Annotated in this window: 17 protein-coding genes and 1 tRNA gene; 13 read left to right on the top strand and 5 right to left on the bottom strand. The window is 62.6% G+C overall.

Features of this window, described 5'->3' with window-relative positions:
• Positions 1 to 11 precede the first annotated feature (11 nt).
• The 3 genes from JST30_08845 (at position 12) to JST30_08835 (ending at position 2,422) form a co-directional block, all read left to right on the top strand.
• Positions 12 to 593, top strand: a complete 582-nt coding sequence (locus JST30_08845) for a hypothetical protein (protein MBS1714428.1) — start codon at positions 12 to 14, stop codon at positions 591 to 593.
• A gap of 33 nt (positions 594 to 626) precedes the next feature.
• Positions 627 to 703 (top strand) — tRNA-Pro (locus JST30_08840).
• A gap of 45 nt (positions 704 to 748) precedes the next feature.
• Positions 749 to 2,422, top strand: a complete 1,674-nt coding sequence (locus tag JST30_08835) for a hypothetical protein (GenBank protein MBS1714427.1) — start codon at positions 749 to 751, stop codon at positions 2,420 to 2,422.
• On the opposite strand, the gene JST30_08830 is transcribed toward JST30_08835, so the two are convergent.
• Entirely contained in the window at positions 2,419 to 3,615 is a 1,197-nt protein-coding gene (locus JST30_08830) for a pyridoxal phosphate-dependent aminotransferase (protein MBS1714426.1), read from the bottom strand. The genes JST30_08835 and JST30_08830 overlap by 4 nt on opposite strands.
• Positions 3,616 to 3,718: 103 nt before the next feature.
• Here JST30_08830 and JST30_08825 point away from each other — a divergent pair, with 103 nt between their 5' ends.
• From JST30_08825 to JST30_08810, 4 genes are all read left to right on the top strand, one after another.
• Positions 3,719 to 4,537 (top strand): ion transporter, encoded by an 819-nt coding sequence (locus JST30_08825; protein MBS1714425.1) that lies wholly within the window; start codon positions 3,719 to 3,721, stop codon positions 4,535 to 4,537.
• Between the two features lie 101 nt (positions 4,538 to 4,638).
• Positions 4,639 to 5,697, top strand: a complete 1,059-nt coding sequence (locus JST30_08820; protein MBS1714424.1) for a hypothetical protein — start codon at positions 4,639 to 4,641, stop codon at positions 5,695 to 5,697.
• An 83-nt stretch (positions 5,698 to 5,780) separates the two neighbouring features.
• Positions 5,781 to 7,391, top strand: a complete 1,611-nt coding sequence (locus tag JST30_08815) for a methylcrotonoyl-CoA carboxylase (protein MBS1714423.1) — start codon at positions 5,781 to 5,783, stop codon at positions 7,389 to 7,391.
• 19 nt (positions 7,392 to 7,410) lie between these two features.
• A complete protein-coding gene (locus JST30_08810; GenBank protein MBS1714422.1) occupies positions 7,411 to 7,875 on the top strand; it encodes a DUF2314 domain-containing protein in 465 nt (154 codons plus the stop codon).
• Here the strand turns inward: JST30_08810 and JST30_08805 are convergent, their stop codons facing one another.
• Together JST30_08805 and JST30_08800 are read right to left on the bottom strand one after the other, a co-directional pair.
• The gene (locus tag JST30_08805; GenBank protein ID MBS1714421.1) at positions 7,876 to 9,570 is read right to left on the bottom strand and encodes a polysaccharide deacetylase family protein; all 1,695 of its coding nucleotides are present in this window, start codon (positions 9,568 to 9,570) and stop codon (positions 7,876 to 7,878) included.
• Between the two features lie 61 nt (positions 9,571 to 9,631).
• Positions 9,632 to 10,864: an NAD(P)/FAD-dependent oxidoreductase gene (locus JST30_08800; protein ID MBS1714420.1), complete on the bottom strand. Its 1,233-nt coding sequence runs from the start codon at positions 10,862 to 10,864 to the stop codon at positions 9,632 to 9,634.
• Positions 10,865 to 10,953: 89 nt separating this feature from the next.
• Between JST30_08800 and JST30_08795 the strand changes: the two genes are divergently transcribed.
• The 5 genes from JST30_08795 to JST30_08775 all read left to right on the top strand — a co-directional run bounded on the left by JST30_08795 (position 10,954) and on the right by JST30_08775 (position 17,919).
• Positions 10,954 to 12,972, top strand: coding sequence for a carbohydrate binding family 9 domain-containing protein (locus JST30_08795; protein ID MBS1714419.1), 2,019 nt, complete (start codon positions 10,954 to 10,956; stop codon positions 12,970 to 12,972).
• 26 nt (positions 12,973 to 12,998) lie between these two features.
• On the top strand, positions 12,999 to 14,375 hold the full coding sequence (locus JST30_08790) for a glycoside hydrolase family 32 protein (GenBank protein MBS1714418.1): 1,377 nt from the start codon (positions 12,999 to 13,001) through the stop codon (positions 14,373 to 14,375).
• Between the two features lie 10 nt (positions 14,376 to 14,385).
• Entirely contained in the window at positions 14,386 to 15,780 is a 1,395-nt protein-coding gene (locus tag JST30_08785) for a M28 family peptidase (protein MBS1714417.1), read from the top strand.
• A 202-nt stretch (positions 15,781 to 15,982) separates the two neighbouring features.
• A complete protein-coding gene (locus tag JST30_08780; GenBank protein MBS1714416.1) occupies positions 15,983 to 16,735 on the top strand; it encodes an ATP-binding cassette domain-containing protein in 753 nt (250 codons plus the stop codon).
• Positions 16,732 to 17,919, top strand: a complete 1,188-nt coding sequence (locus JST30_08775) for an ABC transporter permease (GenBank protein MBS1714415.1) — start codon at positions 16,732 to 16,734, stop codon at positions 17,917 to 17,919. The genes JST30_08780 and JST30_08775 overlap by 4 nt, the downstream gene beginning before the upstream one ends.
• Here the strand turns inward: JST30_08775 and JST30_08770 are convergent.
• The gene (locus tag JST30_08770; GenBank protein ID MBS1714414.1) at positions 17,916 to 18,557 is read right to left on the bottom strand and encodes an MgtC/SapB family protein; all 642 of its coding nucleotides are present in this window, start codon (positions 18,555 to 18,557) and stop codon (positions 17,916 to 17,918) included. The genes JST30_08775 and JST30_08770 overlap by 4 nt on opposite strands.
• Positions 18,558 to 18,582: 25 nt before the next feature.
• A complete protein-coding gene (locus JST30_08765) occupies positions 18,583 to 18,891 on the bottom strand; it encodes a hypothetical protein (protein ID MBS1714413.1) in 309 nt (102 codons plus the stop codon).
• An 85-nt stretch (positions 18,892 to 18,976) separates the two neighbouring features.
• On the opposite strand from JST30_08765, the gene JST30_08760 reads away from it, so the two are divergent.
• A complete protein-coding gene (locus tag JST30_08760; GenBank protein ID MBS1714412.1) occupies positions 18,977 to 19,432 on the top strand; it encodes a hypothetical protein in 456 nt (151 codons plus the stop codon).
• The last annotated feature ends 21 nt before the right edge of the window (positions 19,433 to 19,453 follow it).

Genomic DNA, 19,453 nt, shown 5'->3' with positions numbered 1-19,453 from the left:
GTCCGTGCTACATGGGCAAACTGACAAGGCGATGGGCCGTCCTCGGTTGCGGTCTGGCTTTGGCCGCGGCCGCCTCGACGGCGGGCTTATCCGGTGACAAACAGGTCGACAAGATCGTCGCCGAGCTCGACGCCAAGTACCAGGCGTTGTTCGCAGACCTTGCCCTGACGAAGGACGGCACGTTCGGGATCGGCCGGGTGGAAGTCGACAACATCAAAACCCATGGCCGGAAGCCTTCTCGGCCGACGACGCCAGGATTCTTGACGAACGTCGCCATCTTCGGGAACAAAGGGAAACCCCTGTCCGCACAGGGACTCGAGCGACGCTACACGAAGGACATGAACGGGGTCACGCACCGGCGGGACAAAGGTGAGGGCCGGGCCGAATACGAGCTCGCCTTGAAAGCCGTCAAGGAATGGTCGAAAGGGGGCCGAAGCCCTCTCAAGGCCGTCAGAGGCGACGTCGCCTTCGAGGCTCGTCCGGTTCTTTTGTCTAAGAAAGAATGCGTAGACTGCCACAAAGGGATGAAACGGGGCCAACCTGTCGCCGTCATGGTGTACGCCGTCGCCCCGACCGGAAAAGACCGCCCTTAGGGCATCCGCGCGAACCGGTAGAATCGGGCCCGACGAGGCGTAGCTCAGCTTGGTAGAGCGCTTGCTTTGGGAGCAAGAAGTCGCAGGTTCGAATCCTGTCGCCTCGACCAGACATTCTTGTTGAAGCGGTGCCGATCGCCCAGTATCATCCGGATATGACCGTGGCGCTCCTCGCCGCCCTCGCCATCGTTCCCGTGCCCTTCAGCGCGCCCGAAAAGCGGTGGCTCTATCTTTCGACGAACCTTCTCGTCGACGCGAACGTGGACAAGGGCCTCGAGACGGTCCGGCGTGCGGCCAAAGCCGGCTACAACGGAGTCCTCGTAAGCGACAGTAAGTTCATGAGGTGGGACGACCTACCTGAAAGATACGCGACCAACGTGCGGAGATTCCGTAGGGCGGTCAAGGAATCGCACATGGAACTGGTCGCCGCCGTCGCACCCATCGGCTACTCCAACGATCTCCTGTGCCGCGATCCCGACCTTGCCGAGGGTCTTCCCGTCGTCGACGCCCCGTTCGTCGCGGGCGAGGATGGCCGTCTGTCGCCCCGACCGGACGACGCCGGGCTCAAGAACGGAGGCTTCGACGCCGAAGGCGGTCCTGCCCCGTCAGGTTGGAACTGGGTGGACTCGCCGGGAAAGGTCTGCGTCCTGGATACGGACGTAAAGTCCGGAGGACGTGCGTCCCTCCGCATGGATCCGGCCGACGGTGGGAACGCGCGGGCCGTGCAAGTCCTCGACGTGAAGCCGTTCTCGTACTACCACTTGCGGCTCTCCGTCAAGACGAAGGGGCTCAAAGAACCGGGAAACGTGAACGTCACCGTGCTCGGAAAGTCGGGCCGGTCGCTCCAGCACCGGAGCTTGCCCATCAAAGCGGACATGGACTGGACCCCGATGGACGTGACGTTCAACTCGCTGAGCGACGGCCAGGTCTCGTTGTACGTCGGCGTCTGGGGCCACTCTGGAGGCCAGATCTGGTGGGACGACGTCAGCATCGAACGGGGCGGCCTCGTCAATCTTGTCCGACGGTCCGGCGCCCCGTTCACCGTGACGAGCGAAGACGGGACGACCCGCTACCAAGAAGGGCGGGACTTCGAAGGGGCCAAGGATCCGAAAACCGGTCGCGTCGCCTGGCCAGGCGATTACGACGTGTGGCACGACGGCCCTACGATGACCGTGCCTTCGGGCAGTCGTATCAAGGCCGGACAGACCGTCCTTGTCGACTATTGCCACACCGCCTTGATCTATGACGGGCAGGTGACGTGCTGCCTGGGAGAACCCAAAGTCATGGAAGCCGTGACGTGGCAGATCGGCAAGGTGAAGGACAATCTTGCTCCGGACGGCTATATGCTCAGCCATGACGAGATCCGGGTCGGCGGTTGGGACCTGGGTTGCACCCGCGACGGCCTGTCCCCGGGCGCGTTGCTCGCCCGGAACGTCAGAGACTGCACCACCGCCGTCCGAAAGGCCGATCCTGGAAAGCCGGTTTACGTGTGGTCGGACATGTTCGACCCGTTCCACAACGCCGCCACGGCGGGCAAGTACTACCTCGTAAACGGAGACGGTCCATGGAAGGACTCTTGGAAGGGGCTGGACAAGGACGTCACTGTCGTCAACTGGAACATGGGTCAGGACCGCAAAAAGGCGATCGGCTTCTTCGTCGGGCTCAAAACGCGACAGATCCTGGCGGGCTACTACGATGGGGGTGGGACTCCCATCGCCCAGTGGATGTCGGAGGCCGGACGGCCCTACGGCGTCATGTACACGACATGGCGCGGCGACTTCTCCGGCCTGGAGCAGTTCGCGAAAGACGCGGGTTTCTTCCCGGATTAGACGGTCACGGTCTCGGACGAAAGAGCACTCTTTAAGATCTCGACGTCCTCTTCGAAACTGTCCGCAGGGAGCGGCCCGAAAGAAAACCGGACGTAGTCCGCAAGTGGCGATGCGGCCCCGCGCCGGAACATGTCGCAGAGGGTCCCCGGCAAGACGCCCGCGTCGCGCCGGAAGAGCCGCCGGTTGAACTCCTCGGCGGACAGTCCGCCCGGCAAGCGGCCCCAATGATAAAAGCCGCCGTCCCCGGTATGGAGTTCGAGGCCCAGGTCCTCGAGGGCGCTTCGATATCGGTCGCGTTGGGAGCCGTAGAACCCGCTGACCGCCTGTCGGGCGTGGGCGACCCGGTCGGTCGCCAAGAGCTGGGCCGTGGCGATCTGGGACGGGCGGGCGACACCGCCCACGGCGATGCTGGAGAAGTTCCGGAACAGCTCGATGTTCTCCTTGGACGCGACGACCCATCCCACTCGTAGACCAGGGGCTTGCAGGCCCTTGGTCGCGGCGCTGACGACGAACACGTTGGTCTTATCGATATCGCCGACATGACGCATCGCACTTTCGGGCTCGCCCGTTTGGAAGAACTCATAGGCTTCGTCGAACAATCCGCCCCTTCCCGGCTCGCTGCACCATTCGACCATCGACTTGAGCGCTTCGCCCTTCCACGTCACGCCCGTCGGGTTGCACGGATTGCTCTTGACGACGAACGAGAACGGGGCGAAGACCTGGTAGTCGTGCAGGCTCGGCCTGAAGCCGTTGCCCGGGTTGCTCGGAATGATCGCGTGGTCCCGCTTGAGAAGGTGCAGCGCGTCCCAATACGGCGTGTATTCGGTCTCTTCGATCAGCACTCGGTATTCGGGCAGTAAGAAGGCCAGTACCGCGTAGATCCCAGGTCGTCCGCCCGCGAAGACGGCGACGTTGTCGGTCGTGATGTCCGACCCGTAGAAATGGTTGTAGTAGTCCCGGACCGCGGTCAACAGTTCCATTCCCCCGGTCGCGGGCGGGTACTTCAATTCGGAGTAGCCGAACTCGATCTTGGTCGGGATGTCCGGGCCGCCGGGTAAGGGGCTGGTCAGAGGAAACCCCTGGGCCCACGGGTGCGTCCCATCCGTCCCCATGTACTTCCCCGTCGCATCGAGGAACTTGAAGAGCGTTTCGTAGACGCCCATGGGCGGAAAGTGGACGAGGGCGGAAGGCATCGGCGGAGTTTAGCGGGTCCAGGCGCGGCGTCCCGCTCCTCGCGTGCCTCTTCATGTGCCTGCGACGCGTCCTCTGCTGGTATACGTTGGCGGCGAAAGCGACATGGACGGACACAAGACGACCGACGACAGCTTTGGACGCAAGCTCTACACGTTGTTGGAGGCCCAGCCGAGGGACACGAAAGCCGAAGTCTTCCTAGACAGGGCTTCCGTGGCGATCGTCCTGATCGGCCTCTTCGTCGGCGCCCTGTTGACGGTCAAGGACCTGGCCCCTTACTACCGCCTGCTGGAGTGGACGGCGGGCGTGATCCTCGCCACGATCGCGCTGGAGTACGGGTTGCGCGTCTGGTCCTCCGGATTCGATCCCGACGACCGCTATCCCCAAGGCTTGGAGCGCTTGAGGTTCGCGTTCAAGCCGCTCAACTTCATCGATGTCGTCGCCGTCGTTTGCGGCGTGTTCGGCATCGTGTTCAACAACAGGCAAGTGATGCTTCTCGGTCTGAGCGTCCGGTTGTTGCGCATCTTCGCGTTCAGCCAGGCGGACGATTTGATCATCGCGGCCCTTCGTCGGGCTTGGCCGTTCTTCAAGTCGGCTTTGACGATCTGGTCGATCACCATCATCTTTGCGACGATCTTCATCTACTGGTTCGAGAAAGACGCCCAGCCGGACAAGTACGCGGACGTCTTCCAGGCTTTCTATTGGAGCGTCGTCACGTTCACAAGCACGGGATACGGCGACATGTCCCCGGTCACGGTCGGGGGCAAACTTTTCACCTGCCTGTACATGTTATGCGTTGCGGCGATCGTCCTCGGCCTGCCGATCGGTGTCTTCACGGTCGGGTTCATGGAGGAGGTCCAAACGAGGATGCGCCCCTCGCAATCCGCGCCGGTGGGCGACCCGGACGACAGTGAAGGCGCCTGAGCGACTTCCACCGCAAAGTGTCCGCAAACCGCGCTGAGACGTCTGCGCTTCAGGTCCGGGCCGTTTCGAAACCGGCCGGTCTTTGCCGCATACTGTCGATCATGTTTAGGCACTTCTCGTCCCGGAACCGGTCACTTCTCAAGGTCGGTGCGCTTTCGTCGCTCGCTTGTTTCATGGCAGGATCGGCCTCCGCGTCCCTCATCAATGCTTCGTTCGAAGACCCGCCCCTCGCTCTCGGTACGTTTTCGTCGTCCGGGATCATCGGGTGGGGAGGAGGGACGGGTGTCTGGCACATTCCCTCGACCTCGTTTTTCGAGACGACCGCACCGGACGGCCTACAGATCGGCTACTCCAATACGACCAACCTGGCGCAACAGTCCACGAACGTGGTCAGTCTCGGGGCGAATACAGTGACGGTCCAGGCCGGACGTCGACACGACGGCTTCGCAGGCTCTTTCGACATGAAAGTCTGGGCTGGAGGAAGCCAAACGAACGGCGTCGTCACAGGTGGCACGTTGTTGACGACGGTCCACTTCGACCACACTTCGATCCCGCCGGACTCGTTCGTCCTGGTGTCCGCGACGTACACGGCCGACGTCAACGATCCGAACCTCGGGCAGTTCATCACGGTGCAGTTCGTAAAAACCTCGGGGTCGCAGATCAACATCGACGACGTGAAGATCTTCAGTGCGGATTCGGAGACGGTACCGCCTTCCAACCTCAGCCTGAGTTTCGGCAAGATCTCGACCGGGAGCGTGGCCAGCCTCGAGACGGCCGACAACACCCCCCTTGTCGTCTGTAAGTTCATCGTGCCCAACCAGACGTCACCCTTCGTCCAGTTCGCGGTCACCGGCAACACCACGTTGACGTCTCAGAAAGCCTTGCGCTTCCGGATCAAGTCCGCCATGGCGACGAACGGCTCGTTCACCCAGACCCTGAGACTGTTCAATTTCGTGACGAACGCTTACGAGGAGTCGCGGACCGACACGATCAATACCGGATACCAGTACACCGATCTGGTCGCGACGGGCGACGTCTCGCGCTACGTCGGAACAGCAGGCGCCTTGCAGTCTCAAGTCCAGATCCGTCAGGTCGGCCCGTCGGCCTCGACGAAGCCGTGCGTCAACTTCGATTACGCGGCTTGGGACGTGACCCAGTAAGCACGTCCAGGGTTTAGCCAGGTCGGCGGCCTCGGTCCGCCGACCTTTTCGTCGCCGGCACTGAAGTATCCTGCCAGGCGTCTATGGACGTCATCGAGTCGCTGGTCAACCTGAACGACGCCGAGCACTCGGCCAACAGGCAGGCGATGTCCGTCCTGATGGACGAATACCGGGCCAACCTTCAGGAAGCGATGAAAGGCGGCGGCCCGGAAGCCCTTGCCAAACATAAGGCCAGGGGCAAGCTGCCCGCTCGGGAAAGGATCGACGCCCTGATCGACCCAGGCTCGGCTTTCTTGGAGTTCTCGACCTTTGCGGCGTGGGGCCTCTATGACGGAAGTTCTCCTTCGGCCGGGATCGTCACCGGCATCGGACGGATCTGCAGTCGTGAATGCATGATCGTCGCGAACGACGCTACGGTCAAAGGCGGGACGTACTTCCCTATCACCGTCAAAAAACACCTTCGGGCCCAGGAGGTCGCGCTTGAGAACGACCTTCCTTGCGTCTATCTGGTCGATTCGGGTGGCGCGAACTTGCCCATGCAGGCCGAGGTCTTTCCTGACCGCGACCACTTCGGGCGCATCTTCTACAACCAGGCGCAAATGTCGGCGAAGATGATCCCGCAGATCGCGGCCGTCATGGGGTCGTGCACCGCCGGCGGAGCCTACGTGCCGGCGATGAGCGACGAAACGGTCATCGTCCGCGGACAGGGCACGATCTTCCTCGGCGGGCCCCCTTTGGTGAAAGCGGCGACGGGTGAAGAGGTCACGGCCGAAGCCCTCGGCGGAGCGGACGTCCACACGCGGGTCAGCGGTGTGGCCGACCATTTCGCCGAAGACGACGACCATGCGCTCAGGATCGTCCGGAACATCGTCGAAGGGCTGGGCGCGCCGTACCGCGACCCGATGCTCGACGTCCGGGAGAGCGAAGAGCCCCTGTTCCCTGCGTCCGACCTTTACGGGCTGGTGCCGTCCGGTTCGAAAACACCGATGAAGATGCGGGAAGTCTTGGCCCGCTTGCTGGACGGCTCGCGGATGCACGAGTTCAAGGCCAAGTTCGGAACGACCCTGATCTGCGGCTTCGCCAGGATCCACGGCCGACTGGTGGGGGTCATCGCGAACAACGGCATCCTCTTCAGCGAGTCGGCGTTGAAGGGTGCGCACTTCATCGAGATCTGTTGCCAACGCCGGATCCCGCTCGTCTTTTTCCAAGACATCACCGGCTTCATGGTCGGACAGAAGTACGAGAACGAGGGCATCGCGAAGCACGGGGCGAAGCTCGTGACCGCCGTCGCGACGGCCCAAGTTCCGAAGTTCACCGTCATCGTCGGCGGATCGTACGGTGCGGGCAACTACGGCATGTGCGGACGGGCCTATCAACCGCGCCAACTTTGGATGTGGCCGAACGCGCGGATTTCGGTCATGGGCGGCGAGCAGGCGGCCAACGTTCTCCTAACGGTCAAACTCGACCAGATCCGCGCCCAAGGCAAAGACATGTCGCCGGAAGAGCAGGACGCTTTCCGAGCACCAACCGTGGCGAAGTATGCCGAGGAATCGTCGTGCTACTACTCGAGTGCCCGGCTGTGGGACGACGGCGTGATCGATCCGGTCGATACTCGGCGAGTCTTGTCCCTTGGACTGGAAGCATCGTTGAACGCGCCCGTGCCCGAAGCGGGATTCAGCTTGTTCCGGATGTAGACCAGGTTTACAATCGGCCATGCGCCGCTTCTGTTGGATCAGCGTCCTCGCCGTCTGCTGGGGGTGTGCCTCCGGTCCTTCGACGGGCGACACCGGAGCCCGTGTCCCCGAAAGTGAGCAAGGCAACTATGCACCGGTCAACGCCGACGATCCCGAAGTCGCGGCCGCGAAGAAGAAAGCTCAGGAGTCGCTCGATTCGTTTATTGCGAAGTGCAACAAAGAAGACTTGTACAAGGCCAAGATGGTCAAGTTCCCGATGCCCGTGAAGGGCAAGACCGAGCACATTTGGATGGACGTCTCCGAACTCAAGGACGGAACGTTCATCGGGACTCTTGCGAACGACTCGTTCTATGATCCCCAGCTCAAGGTCGGCGCACCGGTTTCGGTCCACCGGAACGATGTCGAGGACTGGATGCTGATGGACATGAAGGACAACATGGAAGGCGGGTTTTCCGTGGAAGCTGTCCGCAAGCACCTGAAGTGATCAGCGACGCCGACGGCGGCGCGTCTCGGGTTTCGCCTGCTCGACGGTTTCCATCCCTTCGGTATTCAGGGCCGGATCGAGTCCGCCTTTGATGACGATCGCGTGAGGCACGGGCCGCGAGCCGCCTTCGGCTCCACGGTGGCCCCAGGCCAGCGTCTTCCCGTCCACGAAGAGAGACGTGGAGAAGCCTGAATCGAGGAGGACGGCCGTCCACGCTCCGGCTTGAGCCGCGGCTTCGGCCAGCATCGAGGACGTCGCGCCGTTCTTCGTCGCTCCGACGATCAGCCTGCCGTCTTGGGTCAAGCCGAAAAAGCTCCGTTTGCGAGGGTCTTGAGCGTCGCTGGTCGCCGCGCCCATGATCTCTTCCTTGGTCAAGGGCTTGCCTTGGAAGACGAGCCATGCGCCGGCCACGAAGGCGTCCGTCATGTCGGGGACAAGGGCCTTGATCGCGGTATCCGTGTTCAGTGACTTCGGGCTGAACGGCGTGATCACGGCTTTGGTCGGCCCCCAGACGACGAGAGGCCGACCTGCCAGCTTTTCGGCTCTCGCTGCGTCGTCGTCGGGGACGAGATAGCTCCGGTTCGACGCCATGCACGGGCCGATCATCGTGTTGTCGGTGGCGGCGATGGCGGCCATCGAGAAGAAGCCGCCGTTGATCCCAGCCACGCCTTGGAACTGCGAGACGATCTCGGCGACCGAAGCGCGGCCGTCGATCAACACCGACGACGGACGTCCGCCCGTCAAAGTCAGGAGTTCGACCCGGCCTTGCTTGTCGTCTTGGAGCGACACCGGCGCGTCCTGCCAAGCGACCTCGGCGTATCCTACGGGCGGTGCCGCCGCCATTCGTTTCAAGGACTCTTCCAGGCGTTTCCGCGTGATCCGGTTGACGGCCAAGACATTGGGCGATTCGGCGGCCAGGCCTGGCTCCATGGTCACGGCCAGCTTGTAACCGGCGTCCTTGGCTTCGGACTGGGTCAGCGCGTCGTTCTTCCCGATCGGCCAGCTCAAGAACTTGACCTCTTTGCCGAGGGCTTCTTCGAGGACCTTCTTGGACTCCGTCAGTTCCGTCCGGATCTTTTCCGTGGTCAGGGTCGTGATGTCCTCGGGATGCGTGACGGTGTGCGATTCCACGTCGACGAGGCCCGAAGCTTCGAGCTCGCGCAACTGCTCGAGGGTCATTTTAGGATGGCTGCCTTCGGTCTTTCCGATGAAGGCGGTGTGCATGAACACGGTCGACGGATAGCCTTTAGCCTTAAGGATCGGGAAGGCGTTTTCATAAAAACCGAGGTAGCCGTCGTCGAAGGTCAAAGCGACGGCGTTCGGAGGTAGGGTCTTGTCTCCCGTCAGCGCATCGTAGACATCGGACAAAGGAACGACCGTACCACCTTCCTTCTCGATCGTCTCGATGTCCTGCTCCAGCTCTCTGACGGTCGTATCAAAATAGACGGATCCGGATCCGCGGCGCTTGACGACATCGTGGTACATGACGATGACGGCGCGGTCTCCGGGACGGCTCGGACGAATGTCCGGAAAGGCAGGGGCTTCGTTCGGTGCCTGGCCGTCCTTCGGAACGACCCTCGCGACGGCGGTCGGAGTCCCGGAAGACTCCATGTTCCGTTGCCAGACGACGGCGCCGCCCATGACCGCGACGATCGCCGCTCCAAGGATCCATTCGAACCGCTCCAGCCTTCTCACTTTGGGAACCTGATACCTGATGGACGACCGCACCGCGGCCCTTCCGCGACCTTCGGCGGACTCAGTCGCGGTCGAGGCGCGTGATCAGCCGCGCCCCGCGAGAGTACGAGAGGTAAGCCCAGGCCCACTGCACGAACACGAGGATCTTGGACTGCACCGTCAGAAGGGAACGGAGATGGATGAAGATCCAGACCGCCCATGCGAAGAACCCGCTGAACTCGCTCCTTCCGATCTTCGCGACGGCCGAACTTCGACCGATCGTCGCGAGGATGCCGAGGTCGCGGTACCGGAACGGCGCGTCGCCTCCGCGCGTCGCTTGTCCGGCGACGTAGCGACCCTGCTGCATCGCGGTCTGGGCGACTCCTGGAAGTCCCTTGCCGTCCTCGGTCGGAAAGAACGCGGTGTCGCCAATGGCGAAGACGTCCTCATGCCCGACGACGCGGCAGTGGTCGTCCACGACGACGCGTCCGGCCGGCCCTGGCTCAGCGTTCAGCCACACGGCCGCGGGAGAGGCCTTGACGCCGGCCGCCCAGACGACGGTCCGACAGGGGATCGACCCGGAAGGTACCGTGACCCCGACTTCTGAGATCTCCGTGACGCCTTCGTTCAGCCGGACGTCGACACCGAGTCTCTGGAGCGAGTCGAGGGCGTCTTGCGACAGCTTTTCCGGAAAGGCGGTCAGTAGCCGAGGGCCGAGTTCGAGCAACACGATCTTCGCCTTGCGGGGATCGATCGACCGGAAGTCGTCTTCCAGCGTGCGTCGTGACAGCTCCGCCAGGCTCCCCGCCATTTCGACCCCGGTCGGGCCGCCGCCGACGATCACAAGGGTCAGCCAAGCGTCGCGCTCGGCCTCGGACGGAGCGGCCTCGGCTTGTTCGAAGGCGCTCAAGATCCGGCTTCGGGCTGTGGTCGCGTCGTTCAGGGTCTTGAGACCGAGACAGTGCCGTTCCCACTCAGGGTGGGCGAAGAAACTGTGGGTCGCGCCCGTGGCCAGGACGAGGACGTCATATGGGGTCGATCCCGCACTGTGGACGACCGTCTTCGATCCCGTATCCACGCTTTCGACGCTCGCCATGAGTACGGACACGTTCCTTTGCGACCGTAGGACGGACCGAGCGGGCCACGCGATGTCGGCCGGAGACAGGCCGGCGGTCGCGACCTGATAGAGCAGCGGTTGAAAGAGGTGGTGGTTTTCCTTGTCGATCAGGGTCACGTGGACGTCGGATTTCGACAGCCCACGGACACACGACAGCCCGCCAAACCCTGCTCCGATCACGACGATCCGTTTCGCCATCCGCCCAGTCTACAGACGCCGGTCCCAATCCGCACCATGGGCCCAACATTGGTGGAACCTTACGGGTGGACGTCCCGTACTGTGTCCCAATGAGTTCGGGACTCCGGTTTTGGAGCCTCGTGGGATGGGTCTCTTTCGCCCTGTCAGGGCATGTTCAGGCACAACCGGCACCGGGACGGTACGTCCGCCGGCCGATGCCTGCGGCGGTGTGCACGGTGCCGCCAAAGATCGACGGCGACCTCTCCGACGAAGCGTGGGCGACAGCGGGCAAAGCCGAGGAATTCCTCGACCGCACCAACGGCACGGTCGCGACCGAGCAATCGGTCGCCTATATCGCGTATGACAAGCAGTTCATCTATGTCGCGTACGAATGCTTCGACGCCGAACCGGACAAAGTCGAAGCCCGAGAGACGATCCGTGACAGCAAGTACGCGACCCGTTCGGACAACCCGAACCAGGAAGACAACGTCACGTTCGCCATCGATCCCTACTTTTCTAAACGGTCCGAAGACGTCAGCGTCTTCTCGGTGAACGCGCTCGGCACGCCTTCCGCGCAGATCGCGGGAGGACGGGGAGGAAAGTTGGAGTGGAAAGGCCAATGGGACTCGGCGGCCAAGCGGACGTCCAAAGGCTATTGCATCGAGATGCGGATCCCGTGGGCGATCCTGAACTATCCGAGCAGTTCGAAGCCGACGACCATGGGCGTCAACTTCTTCCGCTACCAGTACCGGACGCGGACGGAAACGGTTTGGAGCAACGTCACCGACCGTGGATTCACCGACCTTGAAGGCGTGTGGACCGGCGTCCAACCTCCGAGCACGGGCTTCCGACCGAAGGTCTCGCTCCTTCCCTACGTCCTCCCTGGCATCAAGGACGGCGAGTTCACCTTCCGCTCGGGCCTCGACGCACGCGTCACATTGACCCCTGACCTGACCGCGGTCGGTTCGCTCAACCCGGACTTCAACACGATCGAGGGAGCGGTCGAGAGCATCCAGTTTTCGCGGGCGGAGCGTTTCATCCAGGAAAAGAGGCCGTTTTTCCTGGAGGGTCAGAACTACCTGTCGCCAGGCACCCGGTTCAACGACATCGGGGCGTACTTCTATTCGCGAAGGATCCCGACGTTCGACCTCGGTACAAAGGTCTACGGCAAAGTCACGCCCGTCGATTCGGTCGGTTTTTTGAACACGGTCACCTTCGGCGACCGGACGGACACGGCGTTCCGGTACAAACGCGACCTCTCTCCGACGAGCGACGTCGGCGCGTTCTTCGGCCAACGGCAGTTCGGAAGCGACAACAATTCGGTCGTGATGGTCGACCAACACGCACGGTTCGGTAAGGTCGGTTTCGAGAGTCAGTTCGCCAAGACCTATGGCGACGATGCTGGGGGTGGTGCCGTCGTCCTCAGCGCGAACTACCAAGACCTTCGGAACATCAGCGTCTTCCAGTACCACACGATTTCGGAGGACTTCAACATCGCCGACGGGTTCATCCCGTACACCGGCTATCGCGGCTGGTTCGGGTTCACGGACTTCTTCGGCCCGTGGCGGAAGGGCCCGTGGAGCTCCTACGATTACGGGATCTACGGCATTGCATGGGACCACCAAGACGGCAGCCGGTATCAACGCGGCTTCGGCGCTTTCGGGACCCTGACGTCCCGCTCGGACTGGAGGTTCAGCGTCAGTCAGGACTACGCGGTCATCGACGGAACCGTGGACAGCACGTACATGGTCTCGGCGACGATGGGCGCCACGAACCGTTTCCGGAAGATCGGCCTGGGCGTCACGGTCGGCACGTTGGCGAGCGAACCTTCGACCTATTTGACTCCGAACGCGAGCGTCAGGCTCTTCCGCCGCTTGGACCTCGCGTACAGCGGCGCCTTGCTGAATTTCCAAGGCACCACTCGTCAGCACGTCCTCACGGCGGGTTACGAGTTCTCTCCGACTCGGTCGATAGGCGGAAGAATGGTCGCCGTCGATGCCGACACGAACTGGTACCTCTTCTATAGGAGCGCGGGCGGACGGGGAACGGACCTGTACTTGATCTATGGAGACCCGAACACGCGGACGTTCTCGCGCAAGTTCCAGATCAAGCTCGTCTTCGCCCTATGAGCGTCGCGCGGTGTCAGAATCGCCGCGTGACGCCTCTCTTTCCGACGGCCGCCCTCCAGGACGCGACCCTTTATGACGAGCCGCTTCGGCCCCAGTTCCACTTCACCGCGAAGAAGGGATGGTTGAACGACCCGAACGGACTGGTCTTCCACAAGGGCCGCTACCACCTGTTCTTCCAGCACAACCCGTTCGGGGTCCAGTGGGGGAACATGACGTGGGGCCACGCCGTTAGTCCGGACCTGGTCCACTGGACCGAGCTGGACAGCGCGCTGACTCCGGACGCGATGGGGACGGAGTTCTCGGGGAGCGCCGTGATCGACAAGTCCGGAATCCTCGGAGAAGGCAGGGGGGTCATGGCCCTTTTCTATACGGCTGCGGGCGGCACGAACCCGGAGAGCCAAGGCAAACCGTTTACGCAGTGCCTGGCCACCTCGGTCGACGGCACGACGTTCGTCAAGTCGCCCGGCAACCCCGTCCTCGCCCATCAAGAAGGCGAGAACCGTGACCCGAAGGTCGTGTGGCACGCGCCGTCCCGGACTTGGGTCATGGCCCTGTACCTGGCCGACGACCGATACGGCCTCTTCGGCTCTTCCGACCTCAAGTCGTGGAAGAAGTTGAGCGAGGTCGTCCTGCCGGGGACGAGCGAGTGTCCGGACTTCTTCGAACTGCCCGTGGACGGAAACCGGAGGAACCGACTATGGGTCTTCTGGGGGGCGAACGGCAACTACAGGCTAGGGAGCTTCGACGGACAGAGTTTCCGGGCCGGGACGGCGGTCCTCAGCACCGACGCCGGTCCGAACTTCTATGCCGCCCAAACGTATTCCGACGAGCCGAAGGGCCGGCGGGTCCAGATCGGTTGGATGCGTGGCAGCGACTTCAAGGACTGCGATTGGAACCAACAGATGTCGTTTCCTAGGACGGTCCGTCTGAAGTCGACGCCGCTCGGCGCCCGCCTCGCCTTCGAGCCCGTCAGTTCGCTCCAGAGCCTGCGGACGCGACGGCTGCCACCTGAACAGGACGGTGACTCCCAAGTTTTCCGGTCGTCGACGGGCCTGTTCGAAATCCGGGGCCGCTGGAGGGCGGTGTCGCAAGGGCGGTTCAACCTCGACGTCTTAGGGACCGCCGTGTCGTACGACTTCGGGACGAAAACGATGAAGATCGGAAGCCACGAGCGCAAGATCGAGGCGGTCGACGGGTTCGTCGACATGACCCTCTTGGCCGATCGGGCGAGCCTGGAACTGTTCGCGCAAGACGGAGAAGTCACCGGCCACCTCTTCGCCCCGGCCGATCCGGCGGCACGGGACGTCCGACTGATCGGGGCGGGAGGGGAAACTCCGGCCCGGCTGGACGTTTATGAACTTCGAAGCGCTTGGAAAGGCACAAAAGACAGGCGGTCGCGGTAAAACCGTCCGGATGAGACTCTTTCTCGTGGCGTCGGCCGCTCTGGCTTCGGGACTGTCTTGGGCGCAGACGGATGTGGCGACCATCGCCAAAATCATCGACGAAGGCAAGTCGCGCAACCAGACGCGCGTTCACTTGGAGACGATCACCGAACAGATCGGGGCACGCTTGACGTCGTCGCTCGCTCTCGAACAAGGCTCCCAGTGGGCGATGGACCAGTTCAAAGCCTTCGGCTGCCAGAACGTCCACCTTGAGAAATGGGGCGAGTGGCCCGTCGGGTTCGACCGGGCCAAGACCGGGCACGTCGGACGGATGACGTCGCCGACCGTCCGCGACTTCCAGTTCACGACGCCGTCTTGGACGCCGGGGACGAAAGGGCTCCAGAAGGGCAAGGCCGTCATGGAACCGAAGAGCCTGGCCGACTTTGAGAAGGACAAAGGATCGTTCAAGGGCGCTTGGATGGTGATGATGCCTCGCTCCGGCGAAGGCGTTCCGACGCGCGAAGTCCGCGACGCCGTCCTAGAGGCGGCCCGCAAAGCCGGCATCAAAGGCACCGTGTCCGGTTCGGGCAACGAACTCGTTCTGACGGGCGGCCAACAGAACATCGACTGGAAGAAGCTGCCGAACGTCACGCGCGTCACGGTCCGTAAGAGCGATTACACCGCTGTCACCTCGGCGATGCAGGCAGGCAAGAAGGTCGACCTTGAATTCGACCTGAAACAGTCGTTCCGGAAGGGCCCGGTCGTGAACTCGAACGTCGTGGCCGAAATCCCGGGCACGGAGAAGCCGAACGAAGTCGTCATCGTGAGCGGCCACTTCGACAGTTGGGACGGGCCCGGCGCCCAGGGCGCGCTGGACAACGGGACCGGCTCGAGCGTCACGTTGGAATGTGCCCGGTTGCTCTGCACCCTTGGACTGCGGGGCAAACGAACGATCCGGTTCATCCTGTGGACCGGCGAAGAACAGGGCCTCTTCGGTTCTCGCCAGTACGTGAAGGACCACGCTGCCGAAATGGACAAGATCAGCGCGTGCCTTGTCGACGACGGTGGGACGAACTACTGGGGCGGTTTCGCAGGCCTAGAGTCGCAGCGCTCGTTCTTCCAACCGAGCATCGACGCTCTGAACGAGGCCTTCCCCACCTTACCGATGAAGTTCAACGCGCAGGCGAGGATGCCGCGGGGCGGCGGTAGCGACCACGCGAGCTTCAACGCCGTCGGCGTCCCGGGGTTCTTCACGATGGAGACGGGCGTCAGCGACTACACGTACGTGCACCACACCCAGCACGACAGGCTTCAAGCGGCGATCAACGCCTATCTGGTGCAGTCGAGCACGGCGGCGGCGGTCACAGTGTTGAACCTGGCGAACGCGGACACGATGTTGCCGCGAGAGCCCAAGACCGGAGGCTGACAAGCGGTGGGGCGGGCCGATCACGGCCCGCCCGTTTCCTTCCGCACCTTTCCAGACCGCATTGGAATCCTCTCCAAACGAGTGCTTACGCCCTAATGATGGCGGCCGGTCAGATGGGAATCTGTCCTGCTCGAACCGTGCCGACAACGGCCTCCTCGCCCAAATCCCGGAACAATAACGGCCCGTATCCCATGAACCGCACGTGATCACGACGACCTCCCTCAGCAAGTCCTTCAAAGATCCTAAAGTCGGCCTCGTCAAGGCCGTCGACGACGTGTCCTTCGAGGCCCGTCCCGGTCAGGTGTTCGGACTCCTGGGCATCAACGGCGCAGGCAAGACCACGTGCCTCCGGATGTTGAGCACCGTCATCCGCCCGACCTCGGGGACGGCGACCGTCGCCGGTCACGACATCCGCACGGACCCCTTGGCCGTCCGCACCCAGATCGGGTTCTTGAGCGCGTCGACCGCCCTCTACGGCCGCCTCACGGGTGAAGAGGTCCTCGAGTACTTCGGCCGGTTGAACGGACTGGACGGGGCTGTTTTGAGAGAGCTGATCACGTACGTCAAGCGGGCCATGAACCTCCACGAATTTGCCGGAAAGCTCTGCGACAAGATGTCGACGGGACAGAAACAACGGGTCAGCATCGCCCGGACGATCCTCCACGATCCTCCCGTCCTCTTCTTCGACGAACCGACGGCGGGCCTCGACGTCGTTACCTCCCAGACCGTGATGGAGTTCATCGAGGAAGCCAAATCCCGCGGCCGCACGATCGTATTCAGCACTCACATCATGAGCGAGGCCGAGCGCCTCTGCGACACCGTGGCCGTTATCCATCAAGGGAGGCTCCTCAGCCAAGGGACGACGGCCGAAATTTTGGCCGAAACAGGTAGTCCCAACCTTGAAAAAGCCTTTCTCAAACTGGTCGACTATTCGCCGGAGGGAGCCCGTCCATGAACCGCATCATGACCGTCTTCCGAAAGGAACTTCGCGAGATGTTCCGCGACAAACGCGTCCGGAGCGGCGCGTTCGTCATGCCCGTGTTCATGATCGTGCTCTTCGTGCAGATCTTCGGCCTGATCGAGGACAAAGTCTCACGGCCTCAGACACCAAAGCTGGCCATCGTCGACCCTGGGATCGACTCGGTCGCAAAAACGCTTTCGGGAGACAAATCGGGCCAGACGACCCTCGTGAAGACGCGTGAAGAGGGCGTTCGTCTCGTCGAACGGGGAAAGGCCAAGCTCCTCGTCGAGTTCGGGCCAGACTTCGAGAAGAACGTGACTGAGGGACGGGCGAAGATCACGGCGACGTACGACCCGACCGAGCCCTTGTCAGGCATGGCCCTTGGCGCCTTTCAGGAGAAGATCAAGCGGGCCAACGACGCGAGACTCCGTGAAGTCCTGTCGAGCCACGACGTCGATCCCTCGATGGCCGAGCCGATACGGGTCACGGTGAAGGAAACGTCGCGACCGAAGGGCCTCGGTGGCTCGTCGATGGTCAACCTCCTTCCCTATTTCATCGTGATCTGGGCCTTCTACGGAGGGATGAGCATCGTCTCCGACCTCGTCGCGGGCGAGAAGGAGCGCGGAACCATGGAGACCTTGCTCGTCAGTCCGGTCAGACGGCGGGAAGTCGCTCTTGGGAAATATCTGGCGCTTGCCCTTGTCTGCCTCCTCAGCAGTCTGACGGCCGTCGTCGGCATCGTGCTCGTCGGTGTGACGAAGTTCGGATATGCGGGCCGGCTGTTCCCGACTGGGCTCTCGATCTCGTTCGCGTCGCTCGCGGCGATGACGCTGACGCTTCTCCCCCTCGTCCTTTTGATGGCGGGGATCCTGATCAGCGTCAGTGCGGCTGCGAAGAACATGCGGGAGGCCCAGACATACTTGACCCTGGTCAGTTTCATCGTGATCATGCCTGCGGTCTTCAGTCAGATCATCGGGTTCACGGACATGCAGAACGCCCTATGGGTCAAGCTCGTCCCGGTTCTCGGGAGCGCGGTGAGCCTTAAGGAGGCGCTGTTAGCGAAGACGGACTGGCCGGGCCTTTTCGCCGGAATGGCGGTGTGCGGAGTCCTGGCCGCCGTCTTCCTCGCGTTCAGCGTTTCACAGTTCGAACGAGAGTCGATCGTCAGCCGCAGCTAACCGTTCCAGACGGCTTCGACGACGTCCGGAGTGCCCAACGCGGCTTTGAGCACGGCCGCCCGATCGCCTTTGACGTCCATCAAGGCGATCGTACGTCCGTCCCTGAACCTGACCCCCGTGACGTTGCCGCCCGCCCTCTCGATGCCCTCGATCACGGCGGTGAGCGCTTCAAAGCGCACCAAGCGGACGGTGAGTTCTCGGGGATGGGCGTCCGGGGCAAGTCGCCGCTCGATGTCGTCGACGACCTTGAGCGTGACGTACGTGAGGACCGTGCCGAACAGCGCGATCAGAAGGAACGACCCACCGGTGCTGACGGCCATACCGATCGCCGAAACGGACCAAAGGCTCGCGGCCGTCGTGAGACCCTTGATCTCCGCTCCTAGCCTCAAGATCGTGCCGGCACCCAAGAACCCGACTCCGGTAACGATCTGGGAAGCGATCCGGCCCTTATCTTCGCCTGGGAAAGCTTTGCTGACCTCCGCGAACAAGGTCACGCCCAAGATCAGGAGCATGTGCGTCCGGATCCCGGCCGGGCGGCCGTGCTGTTCGCGTTCGAGGCCGATCACGCCGCCAAGGACGGCGGCGAAGGCAAGTTTGGCCAGCACGGTGGCCACCAAGGGCCAATCCAGCGGAGGCATCGCCTCCATTTAACCTGGACCAGGTTCAAACGGACACGTCGAGCCGGCGTCGAAACGCTCTGAGGGCTCGGAAGACCGCAGACTTGGCGCGCCGTGCGAAGGAAGGCGGGCCCAGGAGGCCCTCGAGTTCCGGGCAGCGTCGCACGAGGTCCCGCAGTTTGAGGTCGACCAGGCTCTTGTCGTGCTCGAACGTCCCGGCCCAGCCGCAGACGAAGCAGTCGTGGGCACCGTCGACGCACAGGTTGCCGCACAGAGGGCAGACCTTGAACGAGGCCGACTCGAAGGTGGCTTGAATCTGACGCGGGTCAAAAGGCACGCTGGACCGATCGAACATTCCTGTCTATAAGGATCGGTTTTCTTGTGCCGCTTCAACAGAAAGTCCGTGAAGTATGGAATGAGGACTCTAGGAGCGTGCGCCTGTGTTCGGACTCGTCGGTTACTCGATCGCCAGTTTCTTCATCGCGTGCCTGTTGACCGTGATCGTGGCGATGTTCCGCCCGATCAAGCAGAACGACGATTGGAAGGCCTGGAAATGGATCGTCGGTTTCATGGTCACGATAGGCGCCCTGCCGTACACCTACGTCGAGGTCCTGACCGCGGTCAAGGGCAAGCCCATGAAGCCCGCCGTACAGGAAGCGGTCCATGAGGCCGAACTGGCAGGCGAGCTCCAGTTTTTCAAGGTCGTCCGGTGTTCGGAAGACAAGGCCCATGTCATCGCGGTCTCGACCGATGAAAACGAGTTCGGCAGTCCGGAAAGGGCGGTCATGGAGATCGACCTGATCCAGGAAAAGGGCAAGTGGCACGCCGACGCTTACTCGATCGTGAACTCGTTCCACCGACAGCGCGACTCGACGACGACTCCGCCTTACTGGTAGGCCGCCGGTACACTCGGGGCC

The organism is Armatimonadota bacterium, assembly GCA_018268395.1.
Classification (GTDB): Bacteria; Armatimonadota; Fimbriimonadia; order Fimbriimonadales; family Fimbriimonadaceae; genus JAEURO01.
This window is presented reverse-complemented; position numbering and strand designations above follow the sequence as displayed.